This window comes from Nonlabens arenilitoris (assembly GCF_002954765.1).
Lineage (GTDB): Bacteria > Bacteroidota > Bacteroidia > Flavobacteriales > Flavobacteriaceae > Nonlabens > Nonlabens arenilitoris.
On sequence record NZ_MTPW01000001.1, the window covers coordinates 3027076 to 3042085 of the forward strand.

Annotated in this window: 20 protein-coding genes; 10 read left to right on the forward strand and 10 right to left on the reverse strand. The window is 33.3% G+C overall.

What is annotated here, in order from left to right; genetic code table 11:
- Positions 1 to 3: 3 nt before the first annotated feature.
- The 4 genes from BST92_RS13485 to nfsB all read right to left on the reverse strand — a co-directional run bounded on the left by BST92_RS13485 (position 4) and on the right by nfsB (position 3462).
- Positions 4 to 849: an enoyl-CoA hydratase/isomerase family protein gene (locus BST92_RS13485; RefSeq protein WP_105071930.1), complete on the reverse strand. Its 846-nt coding sequence runs from the start codon at positions 847 to 849 to the stop codon at positions 4 to 6.
- A gap of 123 nt (positions 850 to 972) precedes the next feature.
- Positions 973 to 1833, reverse strand: a complete 861-nt coding sequence (locus BST92_RS13490) for an AraC family transcriptional regulator (RefSeq protein WP_105071931.1) — start codon at positions 1831 to 1833, stop codon at positions 973 to 975.
- A gap of 102 nt (positions 1834 to 1935) precedes the next feature.
- Positions 1936 to 2775 (reverse strand): DUF4437 domain-containing protein, encoded by an 840-nt coding sequence (locus tag BST92_RS13495; protein ID WP_105071932.1) that lies wholly within the window; start codon positions 2773 to 2775, stop codon positions 1936 to 1938.
- Positions 2776 to 2802: 27 nt separating this feature from the next.
- On the reverse strand, positions 2803 to 3462 hold the full coding sequence (nfsB, locus tag BST92_RS13500) for an oxygen-insensitive NAD(P)H nitroreductase (protein WP_105071933.1): 660 nt from the start codon (positions 3460 to 3462) through the stop codon (positions 2803 to 2805).
- A 397-nt stretch (positions 3463 to 3859) separates the two neighbouring features.
- Between nfsB and BST92_RS13505 the strand changes: the two genes are divergently transcribed.
- The 9 genes from BST92_RS13505 (at position 3860) to BST92_RS13545 (ending at position 10663) form a co-directional block, all read left to right on the forward strand.
- Entirely contained in the window at positions 3860 to 4492 is a 633-nt protein-coding gene (locus BST92_RS13505) for a thiamine phosphate synthase (protein ID WP_105071934.1), read from the forward strand.
- Positions 4493 to 4561: 69 nt separating this feature from the next.
- Positions 4562 to 5167, forward strand: a complete 606-nt coding sequence (locus BST92_RS13510; RefSeq protein WP_105071935.1) for a hypothetical protein — start codon at positions 4562 to 4564, stop codon at positions 5165 to 5167.
- 163 nt (positions 5168 to 5330) lie between these two features.
- A complete protein-coding gene (locus BST92_RS13515) occupies positions 5331 to 5768 on the forward strand; it encodes a TlpA family protein disulfide reductase (RefSeq protein ID WP_105071936.1) in 438 nt (145 codons plus the stop codon).
- Between the two features lie 194 nt (positions 5769 to 5962).
- Entirely contained in the window at positions 5963 to 6529 is a 567-nt protein-coding gene (locus tag BST92_RS13520) for a DUF4494 domain-containing protein (RefSeq protein ID WP_105071937.1), read from the forward strand.
- A 239-nt stretch (positions 6530 to 6768) separates the two neighbouring features.
- The gene (locus tag BST92_RS13525; protein ID WP_105071938.1) at positions 6769 to 8019 is read left to right on the forward strand and encodes a mechanosensitive ion channel family protein; all 1251 of its coding nucleotides are present in this window, start codon (positions 6769 to 6771) and stop codon (positions 8017 to 8019) included.
- 221 nt (positions 8020 to 8240) lie between these two features.
- Positions 8241 to 8540, forward strand: a complete 300-nt coding sequence (locus tag BST92_RS13530) for a hypothetical protein (RefSeq protein WP_105071939.1) — start codon at positions 8241 to 8243, stop codon at positions 8538 to 8540.
- A gap of 175 nt (positions 8541 to 8715) precedes the next feature.
- Complete coding sequence (locus tag BST92_RS13535; protein ID WP_105071940.1) at positions 8716 to 9285, forward strand: Crp/Fnr family transcriptional regulator; 570 nt, start codon at positions 8716 to 8718, stop codon at positions 9283 to 9285.
- Positions 9286 to 9340: 55 nt separating this feature from the next.
- Complete coding sequence (locus BST92_RS13540) at positions 9341 to 10072, forward strand: acyl-CoA desaturase (protein WP_105071941.1); 732 nt, start codon at positions 9341 to 9343, stop codon at positions 10070 to 10072.
- Between the two features lie 243 nt (positions 10073 to 10315).
- Entirely contained in the window at positions 10316 to 10663 is a 348-nt protein-coding gene (locus BST92_RS13545) for a DoxX family protein (RefSeq protein WP_105071942.1), read from the forward strand.
- Between the two features lie 3 nt (positions 10664 to 10666).
- On the opposite strand, the gene BST92_RS13550 is transcribed toward BST92_RS13545, so the two are convergent.
- Entirely contained in the window at positions 10667 to 11029 is a 363-nt protein-coding gene (locus BST92_RS13550; protein ID WP_105071943.1) for a DoxX family protein, read from the reverse strand.
- A gap of 97 nt (positions 11030 to 11126) precedes the next feature.
- Complete coding sequence (locus BST92_RS15285; protein ID WP_245910943.1) at positions 11127 to 11276, reverse strand: hypothetical protein; 150 nt, start codon at positions 11274 to 11276, stop codon at positions 11127 to 11129.
- A gap of 289 nt (positions 11277 to 11565) precedes the next feature.
- Here BST92_RS15285 and BST92_RS13560 point away from each other — a divergent pair, with 289 nt between their 5' ends.
- Positions 11566 to 11871, forward strand: a complete 306-nt coding sequence (locus BST92_RS13560; RefSeq protein WP_105071945.1) for a hypothetical protein — start codon at positions 11566 to 11568, stop codon at positions 11869 to 11871.
- A 58-nt stretch (positions 11872 to 11929) separates the two neighbouring features.
- Here BST92_RS13560 and BST92_RS13565 read toward each other — a convergent pair whose 3' ends face one another.
- The 4 genes from BST92_RS13565 to BST92_RS13580 form a co-directional block, all read right to left on the reverse strand.
- On the reverse strand, positions 11930 to 12760 hold the full coding sequence (locus tag BST92_RS13565) for a heat-shock protein Hsp90 (RefSeq protein ID WP_105071946.1): 831 nt from the start codon (positions 12758 to 12760) through the stop codon (positions 11930 to 11932).
- Between the two features lie 172 nt (positions 12761 to 12932).
- Positions 12933 to 13124, reverse strand: coding sequence for a cold-shock protein (locus BST92_RS13570; RefSeq protein ID WP_042288823.1), 192 nt, complete (start codon positions 13122 to 13124; stop codon positions 12933 to 12935).
- Positions 13125 to 13297: 173 nt separating this feature from the next.
- Positions 13298 to 13489, reverse strand: a complete 192-nt coding sequence (locus BST92_RS13575; RefSeq protein WP_036579162.1) for a cold-shock protein — start codon at positions 13487 to 13489, stop codon at positions 13298 to 13300.
- A gap of 169 nt (positions 13490 to 13658) precedes the next feature.
- Entirely contained in the window at positions 13659 to 14969 is a 1311-nt protein-coding gene (locus BST92_RS13580; protein ID WP_105071947.1) for a DEAD/DEAH box helicase, read from the reverse strand.
- Between the last annotated feature and the right edge of the window lie 41 nt (positions 14970 to 15010).

The window sequence follows — 15010 nt, forward strand, 5'->3', positions numbered from 1 at the left end:
TTATTAATTTACTTCTTGAATATCCATCACCATTTGTTCCCAATTCTTTTGGTTGTTATGGTCAAACTGAGCGCCATTCTCATCGGCATAGGTGAATCTTTTTATGGCTGGTGTTCTACTTGTAGCCTGAAATAATTGGTAGGCTTCTTCTTTTAAAGCTTCCATTATTGGCAAGTCTATAGACGCATATACCGCGCGTTTGCTAGCTGCAATAGAGTCTGCCGGAAATTTAGAAATGCGCTCTGCCAAAGCATCTACATAAGGCCCTATTTCATCTGCATCTAATGCTTTGTTAATAGTTCCGAACTTTTCAGCTTCGTCTGCATCCCAATCTCTAGCTCCTAAGATAATTTCCAGTGCTTTTCCAAGTCCTGTTTGTCTTGCCATACGTGAAGCGCCACCACCACATGGTAAAATGCCCATACCTACTTCCATTTGCATAAATTTGGCTTTACCTCTTGCTGCAAAACGCATATCTAGTGCCAATGCCATTTCGTGACCGCCACCACGTGCAAAACCTTCAATTTTTGCAATAGTTGCTTGTGGTACGTTGCTTAATCTTTCTAATACAGCTTGTAAGTCTAATAACTGTACTTCGTTTCTTGGTACCGCTTCTGTAGACATATCCCTAAGTAAGTTGGTATCATAATGACATACCCAATATCCTGGATTTGAAGATTCAAAAACAACGACTTTTACGCTTCTATCGCGCTCTAATCGTAAACATAGACTGCTTAAATCGGCAAGCATTTCTTGCCCTTGTACGTTTACAGGACCAAAGTTGATAGTCACTGTTAAAATTTCTCCTTTTTGTTCTGCCGTAAATGTTTGAAAATTCTTGTATTCCATGGTATCCTATTTTGAGTTGTTAGTGTATATATTAATTACACTGCAAATTTAAAATAGGAACCAAGCTTTGTTTTGGTAGAAAACAAAGTGGTATTAGTAAAAAATAAGGTTTCTGGTAGATACTTAGACTAGATTGGCCTTAAATGCACTTAGACTAATGCCACGATAGGTTTTAAAGATCTTGTTTAAGTGGCTAGAATCTGTAAAACCGAGCTCTGCTGCAATTTCGGAATCTTGTGCATCGGTATACTTTAATCGAGTCTCTACCAATTTTAATTTGTAATTGATAATGTACTTTTTTAATGACACATCCGTGTGTTTTTTGAAGTACTCACTGATATAATTATCGGCCATATGAAACTCATTGGCCAAACGTTTAGTCGTTAACACTTCAGTATTATAAATGTTGGAATGAATGTAATTAATGATTTGCTGAATTTTGGAGGACTTAACTTCCTTTACTTCAGAAGTATTTAAATATTGAATATTACGTGCAATTAAATGCAGAATTACGGACAATGAATTTTGAATGATAAAAATATCGTGGGATGTTTTATTTAAATACTCGGCAGCAACCATATTTGTGAGCGATATAAGATGCGTTTTATCCAAAGCCGTTTCAAACTGCATTTCTCGCAGTTGATGGCTTTCACTGTTCAAGATTTCTTCGATTTTACGAAACCAATCGTTAACAGGTAATGTTTCATTTTGCGACGTTGTATTTCTAAAAAAACTTTTTAAAAACTTAATGGCTACCGTAGAAGTTTCTGTTTCTGGATTTAGGACATAAATATCATCTGGGATAAACACAAAAATACTATTGGCTGTATAATTTACTGTTTGTCCATTAATTTTTATGGTTCCTGAACCTTCTTCGAAATAGACGATTTCAAAAAAACGAATGGTTGTGTACTGACAAAACTCAAAAAATGTTTGGCTTTTATATTGCGCAATCACAATGTTTTCAATAATCGTTCTAGCCATCTTTTTTTATAAAGTTACAAAATATATAAAATAGAAAAAGCCACAAGACTGTGACTTTTTCCTGCGATTAATCAATTATTAGGGATTCAACTATTAATCAAATTATTTTGAAGTCACTTTGTAGTTTCCGTTACTTCTAATATAAATAACCGTTTCTTTTTCTGCTGAAATGATTGACGTTGCCTTTTCTTTTGCACCAAAATAAGAACCTGGTTCCAATATAGTTTCATCATCTTTTCTAGAAAATTGATGAGTGACTTCCCCAGAAATAACTACCGCTCTAAAATTTGTACTTAAATTTTTAATCTTTCCCTTAAAACCAGCTGGTAATTTTATTAAAGTAGCACGCAATTGATTTTTTTCATGACTTCCCCATAAAAAAGCGGTTTCTACATCACTTTTTTCTGAAACCCATTCAATATCGTTAGCATTTAACCAAACCAGATTGGATTCATCAACATTAATAGGTTGTTCACCATTATCAAAAGCTTCTGATGTAGGTTGTACTAAGTATGGTCCTTCTTGAATATCTAAAAAAGCCATATTCTCTTCACCATCAGCAGCTGTAATATGCGCCTCTCCTGCTGGTTGTTGCCAATAAGAACCTGCTGGCAACCATTGTTTCTCAGCGTTTTCATCATCATTATGCAATAAACCATTAATGACCACACCACGATACGTAATGTTGTGAATGTGTGGTGGCGAGGAAAACCCTTTATTGAATTTCACTAGAAAACCTGCTGGTTCATTTTTAGTTCTGTCTCCCCATAATTTTCCAGCTGCAGGACTTTTATCACCTCGTAACGGATTTAGCCAACCCCATACAACGTTATCTGCTGTGACTACTTCGTTTATAGATTTAATATCGTCTGTTGTTGGCGTTTGTGCTTTAACATATGTTACTATCACAAATACTAACAGAAAAAAACAACTTTTTCTCATGGTATAAAGACTAAAATTAAGCACTAGTTAAAGCACCGTAAAAATTTCACTTTCTGGTAATCTAGCCTTAGGAGTTTTATCTGTGGTATTGAAATCAGATTCGGCTCTATAGCCTATAGAAACAGCTACTAAAGCGGTAAATCCTTTCTCTCTTAACCCAAATTCTTCATCTAATGCTTTTACATCAATACCTTCCATGGGTGTAGCGTCTATTCCTAAGCTTGCAACACCTAATAAAAAACTACCGATGTTAAGGTAAACTTGTTTTTCCATCCAGTGTTGTTGATCTTTTAAATCGTACTTATGAATACCTGCAAAGGTTTTAACAGCTCCTAGAAATCCGTTTTTTATGTCCTCATTTGGAAACCTTCCATTTTTATCTTCTGTGTCTGCAATATGCTGGTAATACTCATCATCTGCATCTGTTTTTACACAAAATAAAACAACTGCTGAAGCATTGGATACTTTAGGCTCATTAAAATGAAAGAAACCTTGTGTACCCTTTGCCATACGTGCTTTACCTTCTTCAGTTTCAGCAATTATAAAATGCCAAGGTTGAAGATTTACACTTGATGGACTCATCCTTAACAAGTTCTTAACCTCTACCATATCTGATTCAGATATTTTCTTGGTTTTATCGTATTCCTTTGTGGTGTATCTCCAGTTTAATATTTCTTTTAAATTCATCTGTTATTTTTTAATTGATTAAAATCATACTATCAAAAGTATAGTGACAAAAGTATCTATAGTATACCTTACACACAATAACGGTCATAAATGATAGTACTATTTCAATAATGATAATATACAGTAACAGTCTGTAAAGCAATAACCTATCAAATAATTAAAATTTTCACAAAAGCTTAAAATTGTATTTTACATACTATAAATAAACGACCACTTTTTTAATGTAGATAACTGTGTATCTATGTCTATTAATTTGACTTAATATTGATAGTTTAAAGATTTTTTATCCATCTATCAAGACCAGTATCTATATAAAATGCTTTCTGCAATCCCATATTATTGATATACTTTTGAAGATTGGCTATAAATCGATATACCTCACATTCAGAATCTAAAAATGATACCTAAACTTCATTACATATCACAAGCTGCAACCACCGCACTTCACCTAGAAAACATTCAAAAAGCTTGTAGTTCAGGAGCCGAATTAATACAACTGGATCTCGAGCACATTTTGGAAAATGAACGAATTACACTAGCCACAGAGGTTCTTAAAATCACCTCTCATTTTCAGACTAGACTAATCATCAGGTCCTATTATAAAATTGCTATAGAACTTAAGTTAGATGGTGTCTACCTCTTACCTACTGACTCTAGTCCTACTCATGTACGCGAGCAATTACATAGCTGGCAATCCATTGGTGCCGCAGCACATCATCTGCAAGACTGCGAGGATTTGATAAATAGTGGTGTTGATTATATAGCACTAGGACCATTTAAAAATTCTACAAATGATTCTATCAAAGCTTTAGATCTTACAGCATATTCAGTTATCATAGAAACATTAAAAACAGAGACACCTCTACTCGCTTATGGCGACATTACTGCGGCCGATGTAAATAGTTTGCTACATACAGGTATCTCTGGACTTGTTGTATCACAAGCCATACAACAAGATTTCAATAGCATTAAAACCTTTAATCAACTTCTAGGTGCCTCATCGACAGGTGAAATGCGACATACTTTTTAATATCAATGCCATAGTACGATTGCATATACATATTGTGATTTTATTTAACTTGCATTAAAATCCTGCCACATGAAAAAAATTACTTTTATTATAGGAATCATCATACTTTGTGCCGCCTGTTCTTCTACAAAAATGACCACTTCAAAATGGTTATCTGCCGATTTTAATAACCAGTCTACCGATAAAGTTTTAATCTATGCCAGTACACCAGATATCGTACTACAAAAAGAATTTGAAAATGAGACAGCACAGGTTTTATCAGATCTAGACATTACTACCTTTAAAATGCATGATACCTTTCCAGACGTAATCTATAAAGAAGAGAGAACACAAGAAGAAATTACCGCTTTTCTAAAAGATTGTAAAGAAAAGCAGATCAACAAAATACTCTTTGCCTCAAAAAAGTCCCAAACTGTAGATACTGTTATGAGTAAATCCTTGCATAACTATATGAACGATTTACAAGCATTAAGTATTGAAGGTTATCAGGACGATCTAGTATATGAGACCGATCAAGTAACGACCTATGTTATTGAGGCAGCCGTTTATGATATCAATAAATTAGAAAAGGATGCACCTATTGCTACCACTAGCATCACTGCCATGAATCCCAAATCATTAGACGATATCAAAACACGCTTACTTAAATCTATTAAGAAAATTTTCAAAAGATAATCTTTAATCATAGGTAGCCATTGATAATATTATGGCGTTTCCCTATCGGGTCAGGCTTTTCACTATATCTTTTGCTCCATCGCAAAAGGATGCCGTTACAATCCTTAACGCAGCACTATTGACTAATTGAAGTAAACTTTTATTATCTTTTTATATTATAAAAATGAACTCTTCCATAGCATCTATAGTTGTTAAAGACCTTGATTTAAATCCTGTCGATTTAATCCAGCAGCACTCTGGTAAGGCACAACTATTACTTATTTATAATAATGACTGTATGGGCTGCACTGGTCGTGCCATACCACTCGCCTATGAATTTCAGTTACAATTTCCCGATATTGAAGTAGCCGCTATACATAGTGACTTTACAAATCGCGAAGGCAACAAAGAGAATATTAAAGCAATTTTCACCAGTGGTGAGATCCCATTTCCTATTTACATCGACCAGCATCATCAGGTATATGACCAGTTTAAAGCAGAAGGCACACCACAATGGCTCTTAATCACCGCAAATGGTGAGCTTTACCGCTCTATTTTCGGTTCTCAAGACAATGCCAAAAATCGTTTGTTTTATGCGCTAGAAAGTTTGGTAAATGAGTAGTACGCTTTGTTTTAAACTTCCTTTTCGCGCAAGCGGAACTGTAGAGAACAAAGAACTTTAAAAAAATAAATCACCTAAACCACTAGGCTTAAACCACCTAAAAACAATCACTTCAAATTGTGAATATCTATTCAGTTTATTGAAGATTTGAGTTGTTTTGCTAGGCTATATTTGGCACCCTAAAAACAAAAAAGATGAGCGCAACCTGGTACGAATGTAAAGTGAAATATAGAAAATTTGATGAAGCGTCAGGCACACAAAAAATTAAAACAGAACCATTTCTAGTAGATGCTATTTCATATACCGAGGCAGAAAGCAGAATCACTCAAGAAATGGCTGCTTACTTGCCAGATAGTGAAGAAATTAAAATCACTAATATAAAGGTGGCAAACTTTGCCGAAATACATCCGTTTGAGAATACAGATCGATGGTTTAAATCCCGAGTATCTTTAATCGCATTTGATGAAGAAAGCGGTAAAGAACGCAAGACTAATCTGTATCTACTAGTACAGGCTAATGATGTAAAAGAAGCTTATGATAACACAGTAAGTACCATGAAGGATACCATGGGAGAATATACTATACCTGCTATAACAGAGTCTCCTATTATGGATGTATTTCCATACTTTACAGGTGAAGATGAAGATATGGAACGCTTAAAAGCATTTGTTGCTCTTAAAGACTCTGTACCAGCAAACCACGCCATGGATGAAGATCTAGAAATGGCAGATGTTCTCGCTACAGCAGACGAAGAGGAATAATAATCTACTACAGTTTTATAAAAGCCCAACAATCATAGATGATTGTTGGGCTTTTAAGTTTTCTAAATATAAGCTCCTACCCTTTTTCAAAATTAATTGAGCGGTCAATGATTCAACATTCTATTAGATTTCATAAAGATTGTTAAACAGACTTTAATTGATCTAATGATGGTTAATTTTACGGCCTGTCAGCTCAATGAGATCATTGAATTACAGCACATGGATTAAACGTTACAACTATGACTATGAAACACTTTATATATGATTATCTAGTTGAGACAGGTATGTCTGCTGTTTATGCTAAGTATTTGAATATGATCATTCTACTTATAGCATTACTAGTCATTGCATTTTTAGTGGATTACATCATTAAAAAGATTTTCATAAAACTGTTTACACAATTTACTGTAAAGACTAAGACTAATTTTGACAATTTTTTAGTTTCCAATCGAGTACCTCAAAACATTGCGCATATCATACCGCTTATTTTTGGATTAGAATTCATTCCTATTGTTTTTCAAGATTTTCCTTATTTTGAAAATATGGTAGAAAAAGGCTTTAAGGTTTTTGCTATCATATTGACATTGTGGATTGTACGCAGTTTATTAAATGCGCTTAAGGATTATTTTAAAACCTTACCACGCTTAAGAGATAAGCCCATAGATAGCTATATACAAGTGTTTATGATCTTTGCTTGGGTGCTGGGAATATTATCTGCATTTGCTATCATAACCAGTATTGAATTTATAAAATTCTTTACAACATTAGGTGCAGCATCGGCTATTATAATTTTAGTCTTTAGAGACACTATATTAGGTTTTGTGGCCAGTATACAGGTATCCATTAATGATATGGTACGTATAGGTGACTGGATCACCTTTGAAAAATATGGAGCAGATGGTGATGTAATAGAGATAAATCTATCCACAGTAAAGGTTCAGAACTTTGATAAAACCATAACGACCATACCTACTTATGCCTTAATATCAGACTCATTTAAGAACTGGCGTGGTATGGAAAGATCAGAAGGACGACGTATTAAAAGAGCTTTAAACATTAAATTAGATAGTGTTAGCTACTTGACTAAAGAAGAAGTTGATACATTAAAAAACATTAGCCTTATATCTAGCTATTTAGAGACACGACAATCAGACATAGACAGCTACAATAGTGAACAAAATATCAACAAAGACATCTTGTTAAATGGTCGCAACCTGACTAATATAGGTGTGTTTAGAAAATATCTCGAAACATATATAGAAAACCACAGCGGTGTCAATAAAGATATGATGATTATGGTGCGACAGCTCGCTCCTACTGCACATGGAATTCCTCTAGAAATCTATGCCTTCAGTAGTGATAAAAGATGGAAAAATTATGAGTACATCATGGCAGATATCTTTGATCACACGATTGCCGCCGTACCTTACTTCAACCTTGAGATTTTTGAATATCCTAGTAATTCTAGTTTTAAAGACTTTAAGGCATAAAGATTATGCGACTCTTGCTTTCGCGAAAGCGTAATTATATAATTACAGTTTATTACAGTGAGCATTTTACTTATAACTATGCTTTAGCTGTATTATTTTTCTTAACCATATTAACAGAAATAATATAGAAATTACAATCTATTGTTAATCCTTGTTGTGGTATTGTTAATATGAATCCTTTTCTTTTTAATAATCTCTATCTTTAAGAAAAAGAACATATTATGAAGACTAAAGAGTTAAATAACAAAGAGAATTTACCTTTTAATCCTGATGTAACTAAGGAAGATTTACAGACGTTACGTAGTGATAATGCCAATTTACATACAGACAATCAATCAGATCAACAATTGATAGACAGAAAAGAAAAAGTTGATTTTACAGGAAAAGATCTTGACATTCCTGGACGTATCACAGCGCAAAAGAATAATGGCCCTAATGGTCTCAATGATGAAGAGAATAAATTACATAGTCAAGGTGCTGATCGCAAAAATAATTTAGAACGTGATGATGCTGCTAGATAAGATATATCACAATACATTTTCTAAGAGCTCTCTATTAATGGAGAGCTTTTTTAATGGATCAACGTTATAATATTACATTTTGTATCTATTATTATATAAGAGCAAATGATTAAGGTCATAGGTTAGAAATCTTATGAATGATTATCTTCGAATTCTATAAAAGTACATTCCCTAAGTGAACCAGATCAAAGCATATCTCGAGCAAATCGCAACCATATCAAATGAAGATTGGGAGTTTTTTATGTCAAAATTGCAGCGCCGTTTTGTGGCTAAAAAAGAAGTCTTTCTTAAAATCAATGAGATAGAAAATCACATCTCGTTTATAGAGTCTGGCGTAGTACGTTTATATATACCTAAAGAAGATACAGAAAAAGAAATCACCTTTGGTTTTAGTTTTAAAAATCAATTTATAAGTGCTTATGATTCTTTCCTCACACAATCACCGTCTGCATATCAATTACAAGCCTTAACTGACACCACAATTTTAAGCATTACCTATGCAGATTTACAAGACGTTTATCAAACCACCCAAATAGGTAATCTTATAGGTCGTTTAACTGCTGAGCGACTGTTTTTAATTAAATCAAAGAGAGAACAAAACTTACTGAATCTAACTGCAGAGGAACGTTATATGAAACTATTTAAAGAGCGCCCAGAGCTTTTAAAAGACATTCCATTGAAATACATCAGTTCCTACATAGGTGTTACTGCTCAAGCCTTAAGCAGGATTAGAAAGCGTATTTAATTGATTTAGGTTCATTGTTTGGCTTGTCGCCTGAATTTACCTTTGTAAAAAAAACATGACAATTATAATTTTTGTTTTAGTGCTGTGGTATGGCGGTTTGTTTTTTCAATCGTTTTTCCTGCATCGATATGCTGCTCATCAAGTATTTACGATGTCTAAGACAGTGGAGCGCATTACTTTTATCCTTACTTGGATATTTCAAGGAGCTAGTTATTTAAGTGCATATGGCTATGGTATCATGCACCGCATGCACCATGCCTATACAGACACTGAGAAGGATCCACATTCTCCATCACACGACGCAAATTTATTTGCTATGATGTGGAAGACTAAAACCATATATCAAGATATCAATAAACAACGTATTGAGATAGATCAACGTTTTACTAAAGACGTGCCACAATGGAAAAGCTTTGATCAATTTGCTAGTTCTAGATTCTCTAGACTATTATGGATTACAGGTTATGTATTATTCTTTGCCCTATTTGCAACAGCATGGTGGCAATGGTTATTATTACCGCTTACTTTTTTAATGGCTCCAGTACATGGTGTGATTATAAATTGGTTTGGTCACATATATGGCTATGTTAATTTTAAAATGAAGAATACAAGTAAAAACTTATTCCGATTTGATTTTTTAATGATGGGAGAAGGTTATCATAATAATCATCATAAACACGCCAGCAGAGCGAACTTTGGTGTGAAATGGTATGAGATAGATATGACCTATCTAGTGATTAAATTTCTTAACGCAGTAGGTGTAATTAAATTAAAAAGAGCTGTGTAATTTATACACGAGCTATTCCATTATAGAGCTAAGACGTATCCTCTATTCTTTATATTTTTTATAAAGTATAATGGTAAAAGAAAAGGTTCCTAAGTTTATGCTTAGGAACCTTTTTGTTAAATCGCGATTGATATTTTAAGAAATTTAAATCAGTATCTATAACTAAAGAAATCATCTTAATGTTTCTGTAAAAGCTTGTGATATAAAATCAATAAGAGTAAATTACTTACTCATTAATAACATATGAATTCCTTCACAGTAATAGCCTTATTCTCTGGAGCCTGTTTTCTTTTTTACGGCTTTAGTTGCTTACTCTCTAATCGCATGGCATTAGAGTTTGATCGATTTAAAATACCACAATATCGCAACCTTACTGGTATACTTCAAATATTAGGTGGTTTGAGTATTATTTTAGGTCTTTACACCATTTCCATACTTGGATTTATGGGCTCACTAGGTTTATCATTGTTGATGTTTCTAGGCTTTGGTGTCAGAATCAAAATTAAGGATAGTTTCGTTCTATCAGCACCAGCATTATTATTTGGTCTCCTAAATGCTTATCTGGCCTATCGTTTTTTTCTATTACTTTAATAACTATATAAGAGCAATGATTAAGCACATTGCTAAGAATATCGCCGCAGGTAATGATTTATACATAGGATCCTTAATTCTTATATGCATAGATATCGATCCAGATAAAAGCAAGGCTAAACCTATTGCAGCAACGTTCTCTATACTAGGATACCATATTGAAGCAATTAACAATATAGAAAGTGTAACTTTAAAGAAACCTATGGTATAGCACATCCACGCTGGAAGTCCATATGCTCTAAATTCTTCAATCATATTTTGAGCATTACCACCACGCCATTTAGTGGATTTATTAAATTGTAGTAGCCATACATTTAATAAACTGATTGATACCACTGCCTTAATGGCTATAATAAAATATTCCATGTTTTTTTATTTTGCTTTCGCGAAAGCGAACTTAATCGTTTCACTAATATTTTTAATAAATTTAGAGGAATATGAGTGATATTATGTTAAATTGATTCTAATTATCAAAACAAACTATTGCATTTAAAATTTGTATTAATTCAGTGGAACCATATTTATAGAAATCTGCGATATGCAGTACATTTATTTTATTATAGAATCGATTTCCAAAAGTTTTCTGAATCACTTTTAAGTGTTTCGTTTCCATTAAATAAATCTTATCTGCTCTTTGCAACATTTCTATATTTATATAATGAGTTCCCAATTTATTGCAAGTCTTAAGATTAGTACCGGCTGATTCAAATTTTAAATTAGGAAACTTAGAACTGAAGTAATCCTCGGCCGTTTTTGAGCGATCTTTATTTGCCGAACAAATAAATAGATAATGGTTAGCTATAGCAGTATATATTTAAAATGCTAATTTATATATAATCCTGTCGATTAATAGTAAAACAAATGTTTAAACAATATTTTTGGACTCTATCAATTTAATAATTATGATAAATGAAATACCGTGTGTGAAGTGTGAATCGATGGTAACGGTTGATACGGAGCAGTATTTAAAAGGGGAAACTTTTTCTTGTAAAGAATGCGGTACCTCTATAGGAATAGATATAGCTACTGACGTAGATGCTGTAAAAATGAATGAATTAAAATTATTTTCTAAAAATAGAAAAGTACGGGAAACACAAGTTCCATGTCCAGATTGTGGTACTGCAATCAGTTTTAATAATAAGGATTTGAAAACAGGTAAATCTGTCACGTGTCTAGTGTGCAAGGCCAGTGTTTCATTAATAGCTTAAATAAAAATAAGAAAAGCCTGTTATGGAACAGGCTTTTCTTAAAATATACACATAGGTATTACTCGCCAGGCATAGATACAACACTTGCACCGTCTGGTTGTGCATAGAAAGAGTCATCTTTACTAACAAAATTGATGTTTTTGATGGTTGCAAGACCTATTTGATCTGTATAACCATTTTGAGCAGTCCAATTGTGAAAACTCCAATTAGTAGCAAAAGGGACACCTTCAATGGTAACAAATTCATTATACTTTGCAGCATGCGGTTCTTTTTCGGCCTCTTCAACACCTTTACCATAGCTTACAATGTAGGCTACACCTTGTAACACATCATTTTCTTCATTTTTATAAACTTCATACCAGTCATCAGAAGTATCACCTACTCCATTTTCAAACGTTAATCTAGCCGTTGGGATAGTTGTGTCGCCCCATTTCATGTCTTTTTCTTTTTCCCAAATTGTTCCTGGATCATTTAATTTATATGGCATTGAAAAGAAATATGGCCATGTAAATATGTGAAATCTAGTCATAGGGTTAGTTAAATCATCTTGGCTACTTGCATATACCTGCTCACCGTCAAAAACAATGACACTACCATCCTTTTTAGTCATATGTATTTTAGAGCCATCTGTTTTTTGAGTAACAACACCTTCAAAAATAGTATTACCACCGAAGGCTACCGAGAAGTCATATTGTACGCCGTCTTTTTCTAAGAATAGATTTTTTTTATGCGCCATTTCAATAGCTGCGGTAAACTCACTAATTGGTTCTACTTCTACACTGTCCACTATAGTAGTAGACTCTTCTTCAACAATATTGATTTCTTTTTGATCATTCTTACAGCTAGCCATTGCAATGGTCAGCATACCTAAAAGCAGTATTTTTTTCATTATTAAATATATCTGGTTAAGTAACAAATTTCATTATTATTAATCACAAGTATCGTGATGTGTTGTTAAAGTTATCTCAAGCTTTTTAGACACTATATCTATTATTAAAAGTTTATAGCATAAAAAAGCCCATCCTTATGGATGGGCTTTTAAAAAACTTAAAATATATCTCTTATAGAACTTTAACGTTCACGGCATTTAATCCTTTGTTTCCTTCTTTTAGGTCAAATTCTACCTCGTCACCTTCACGGATTTCATCGATTAATCCTGAAATGTGTACAAAGTGATCTTTGTCCACTCCTTCTTCAGTGATGAAACCAAATCCTTTGGTGTCGTTGAAAAATTTTACTGTTCCTTTACTCATTGTATTGTAATTAAATTTATAATACTGATATGAATGCAAAGCTCGTGCCGCAATTGATAATAATTATTGATTATTCTAAAGAATCTTGTTTAAGGCATCTATTTAAAAAGTATAGCACAAAAAAAGCTCATCCTTAAGGATGAGCTTTTTCTAAAAACTTGAATATATATGTCTTATAGAACTTTAACGTTCACTGCATTTAATCCTTTGTTACCTTCTTTAAGGTCAAATTCAACTTCGTCACCTTCACGGATCTCATCGATCAATCCTGAAATGTGTACAAAGTGATCTTTGTCTACTCCTTCTTCAGTGATGAAACCAAATCCTTTAGTCTCGTTGAAAAATTTTACTGTTCCTTTACTCATCTTAATGTAATTAAATTATATAATATAAGTTGCAAAGATAGACCCATTACATAGCTATTCAGTTTTATTATTGATATATCTTCATTTATTGAGCATTCATAAGCGTTTCAAGCTCAAATAATTCATTGCATGGTCTTAAAAGCTATTCTTTTTCAACTAATTAGATTAACTAAAGTTCATAAATACGCACTTTTTTCTTTTTCAAACGCGTGTTATTAGTCTTTTCAATCACCTCGTATAGTCTTTTCTTAGGAACTGCTACAAAGGCACAATCTTGTTTTAATTCAATAATCCCTAATTCATTTTTCTCTAATTCACCTTGTTTAAAAAATAGACCAGCGATATCACCTTTTGATATTTTGTCTTTACGACCACCAGAAATAAAAACAGTGGCCCATTCTGTTTTTAGGGTCGTATTTTTAGGGACAGGCACTAATACCTCTTCAGTTGTAATAAAATCTGGTACGGTTTCTTTATTCCATTGTAATACATATGCAGTTCCAGTAGCATTCATACGTGCGGTTCTACCGTTTCTATGCGTGAACTCTTCTGCCTTAAGTGGTAATTGATAATGTATGATATACTTTAATTCTGGTATATCTAATCCACGAGCAGCAAGGTCTGTTGCAATGATGATTTGATGTGTACCATTTCTAAATTTAATAAGAGCTCGTTCTCGTTCTTGCTGCTCCATACCACCGTAAAATAGTCCATGTTCAATTTCGTGACTGCTCAAGTATTCACTTACATAGTTGATTGTATCTTTAAAATTACAAAAGATAATACCTGGCTGGTTACCTATGTGCCTTAATAACTCTACTAGAGTTTTTAATTTATCTTTTTCTGGCGCACTCACCTTTTTAATCGCCAGTTCTTTGATTCCAGTAGCGGTATAATCGATTACTTTGGGATTTTTAATTCTAGCAAAGTCTGGAATTCTTATATTTTGAGTTGCGCTAGTTAATACACGCTTTTTAACGTTTCTTAATATATCCATAATATCTCCCATCTCACGTTCAAAACCTATCTCGAGAGATTTATCAAACTCATCTAGCACGATAGTTTTTATATCATCTATTGAGAAACTTTTTCGATCTAAATGATCTAGGATACGACCAGGTGTACCTATTAAAATAGAAGGTATATGAGCTAGTTCTATCTTATCTTTTGAAATAGGACGACCACCATATACCGCATTGGCCTTAAAACCGGTTCCCATATCTCTTATCACTTGTTCAATTTGTATAGCCAGTTCACGAGATGGTACTATGATTAAAAGTTGCACCTCATTAAGGTCTGCATTTAATAGGTCGATCACAGGTAATAAAAAAGCAAGTGTTTTACCTGTTCCCGTAGGTGATAATAAAATGGTGTTTGGATATGCAGGTATCGTTAAGAGAGCCTGCTCTTGCATAGGATTCAACTGTGTGATTCCTAATTTTTCAAGTATTTCTTCTTGATTCTTTATAGATGTTGACATATTGCAAAAGTACTCGATTCCATTAAGGCAGGAATCTTATG

Coding starts and splice junctions, on each gene's coding strand:
- BST92_RS13565 (WP_105071946.1), bottom strand. CDS start 12,760: ATGAAAAAAATACTGCTTTTAGGTATGCTGACCATTGCAATGGCTAGC.
- BST92_RS13580 (WP_105071947.1), bottom strand. CDS start 14,969: ATGTCAACATCTATAAAGAATCAAGAAGAAATACTTGAAAAATTAGGA.
- BST92_RS13515 (WP_105071936.1), top strand. CDS start 5,331: ATGAACTCTTCCATAGCATCTATAGTTGTTAAAGACCTTGATTTAAAT.
- BST92_RS13570 (WP_042288823.1), bottom strand. CDS start 13,124: ATGAGTAAAGGAACAGTAAAATTTTTCAACGACACCAAAGGATTTGGT.
- BST92_RS13545 (WP_105071942.1), top strand. CDS start 10,316: ATGAATTCCTTCACAGTAATAGCCTTATTCTCTGGAGCCTGTTTTCTT.
- BST92_RS13525 (WP_105071938.1), top strand. CDS start 6,769: ATGACTATGAAACACTTTATATATGATTATCTAGTTGAGACAGGTATG.
- BST92_RS13575 (WP_036579162.1), bottom strand. CDS start 13,489: ATGAGTAAAGGAACAGTAAAATTTTTCAACGAGACTAAAGGATTTGGT.
- BST92_RS13520 (WP_105071937.1), top strand. CDS start 5,963: ATGAGCGCAACCTGGTACGAATGTAAAGTGAAATATAGAAAATTTGAT.
- BST92_RS15285 (WP_245910943.1), bottom strand. CDS start 11,276: ATGGAAACGAAACACTTAAAAGTGATTCAGAAAACTTTTGGAAATCGA.
- BST92_RS13485 (WP_105071930.1), bottom strand. CDS start 849: ATGGAATACAAGAATTTTCAAACATTTACGGCAGAACAAAAAGGAGAA.
- BST92_RS13495 (WP_105071932.1), bottom strand. CDS start 2,775: ATGAGAAAAAGTTGTTTTTTTCTGTTAGTATTTGTGATAGTAACATAT.
- BST92_RS13490 (WP_105071931.1), bottom strand. CDS start 1,833: ATGGCTAGAACGATTATTGAAAACATTGTGATTGCGCAATATAAAAGC.
- BST92_RS13550 (WP_105071943.1), bottom strand. CDS start 11,029: ATGGAATATTTTATTATAGCCATTAAGGCAGTGGTATCAATCAGTTTA.
- BST92_RS13540 (WP_105071941.1), top strand. CDS start 9,341: ATGACAATTATAATTTTTGTTTTAGTGCTGTGGTATGGCGGTTTGTTT.
- BST92_RS13530 (WP_105071939.1), top strand. CDS start 8,241: ATGAAGACTAAAGAGTTAAATAACAAAGAGAATTTACCTTTTAATCCT.
- BST92_RS13560 (WP_105071945.1), top strand. CDS start 11,566: ATGATAAATGAAATACCGTGTGTGAAGTGTGAATCGATGGTAACGGTT.
- BST92_RS13510 (WP_105071935.1), top strand. CDS start 4,562: ATGAAAAAAATTACTTTTATTATAGGAATCATCATACTTTGTGCCGCC.
- BST92_RS13505 (WP_105071934.1), top strand. CDS start 3,860: ATGATACCTAAACTTCATTACATATCACAAGCTGCAACCACCGCACTT.
- nfsB (WP_105071933.1), bottom strand. CDS start 3,462: ATGAATTTAAAAGAAATATTAAACTGGAGATACACCACAAAGGAATAC.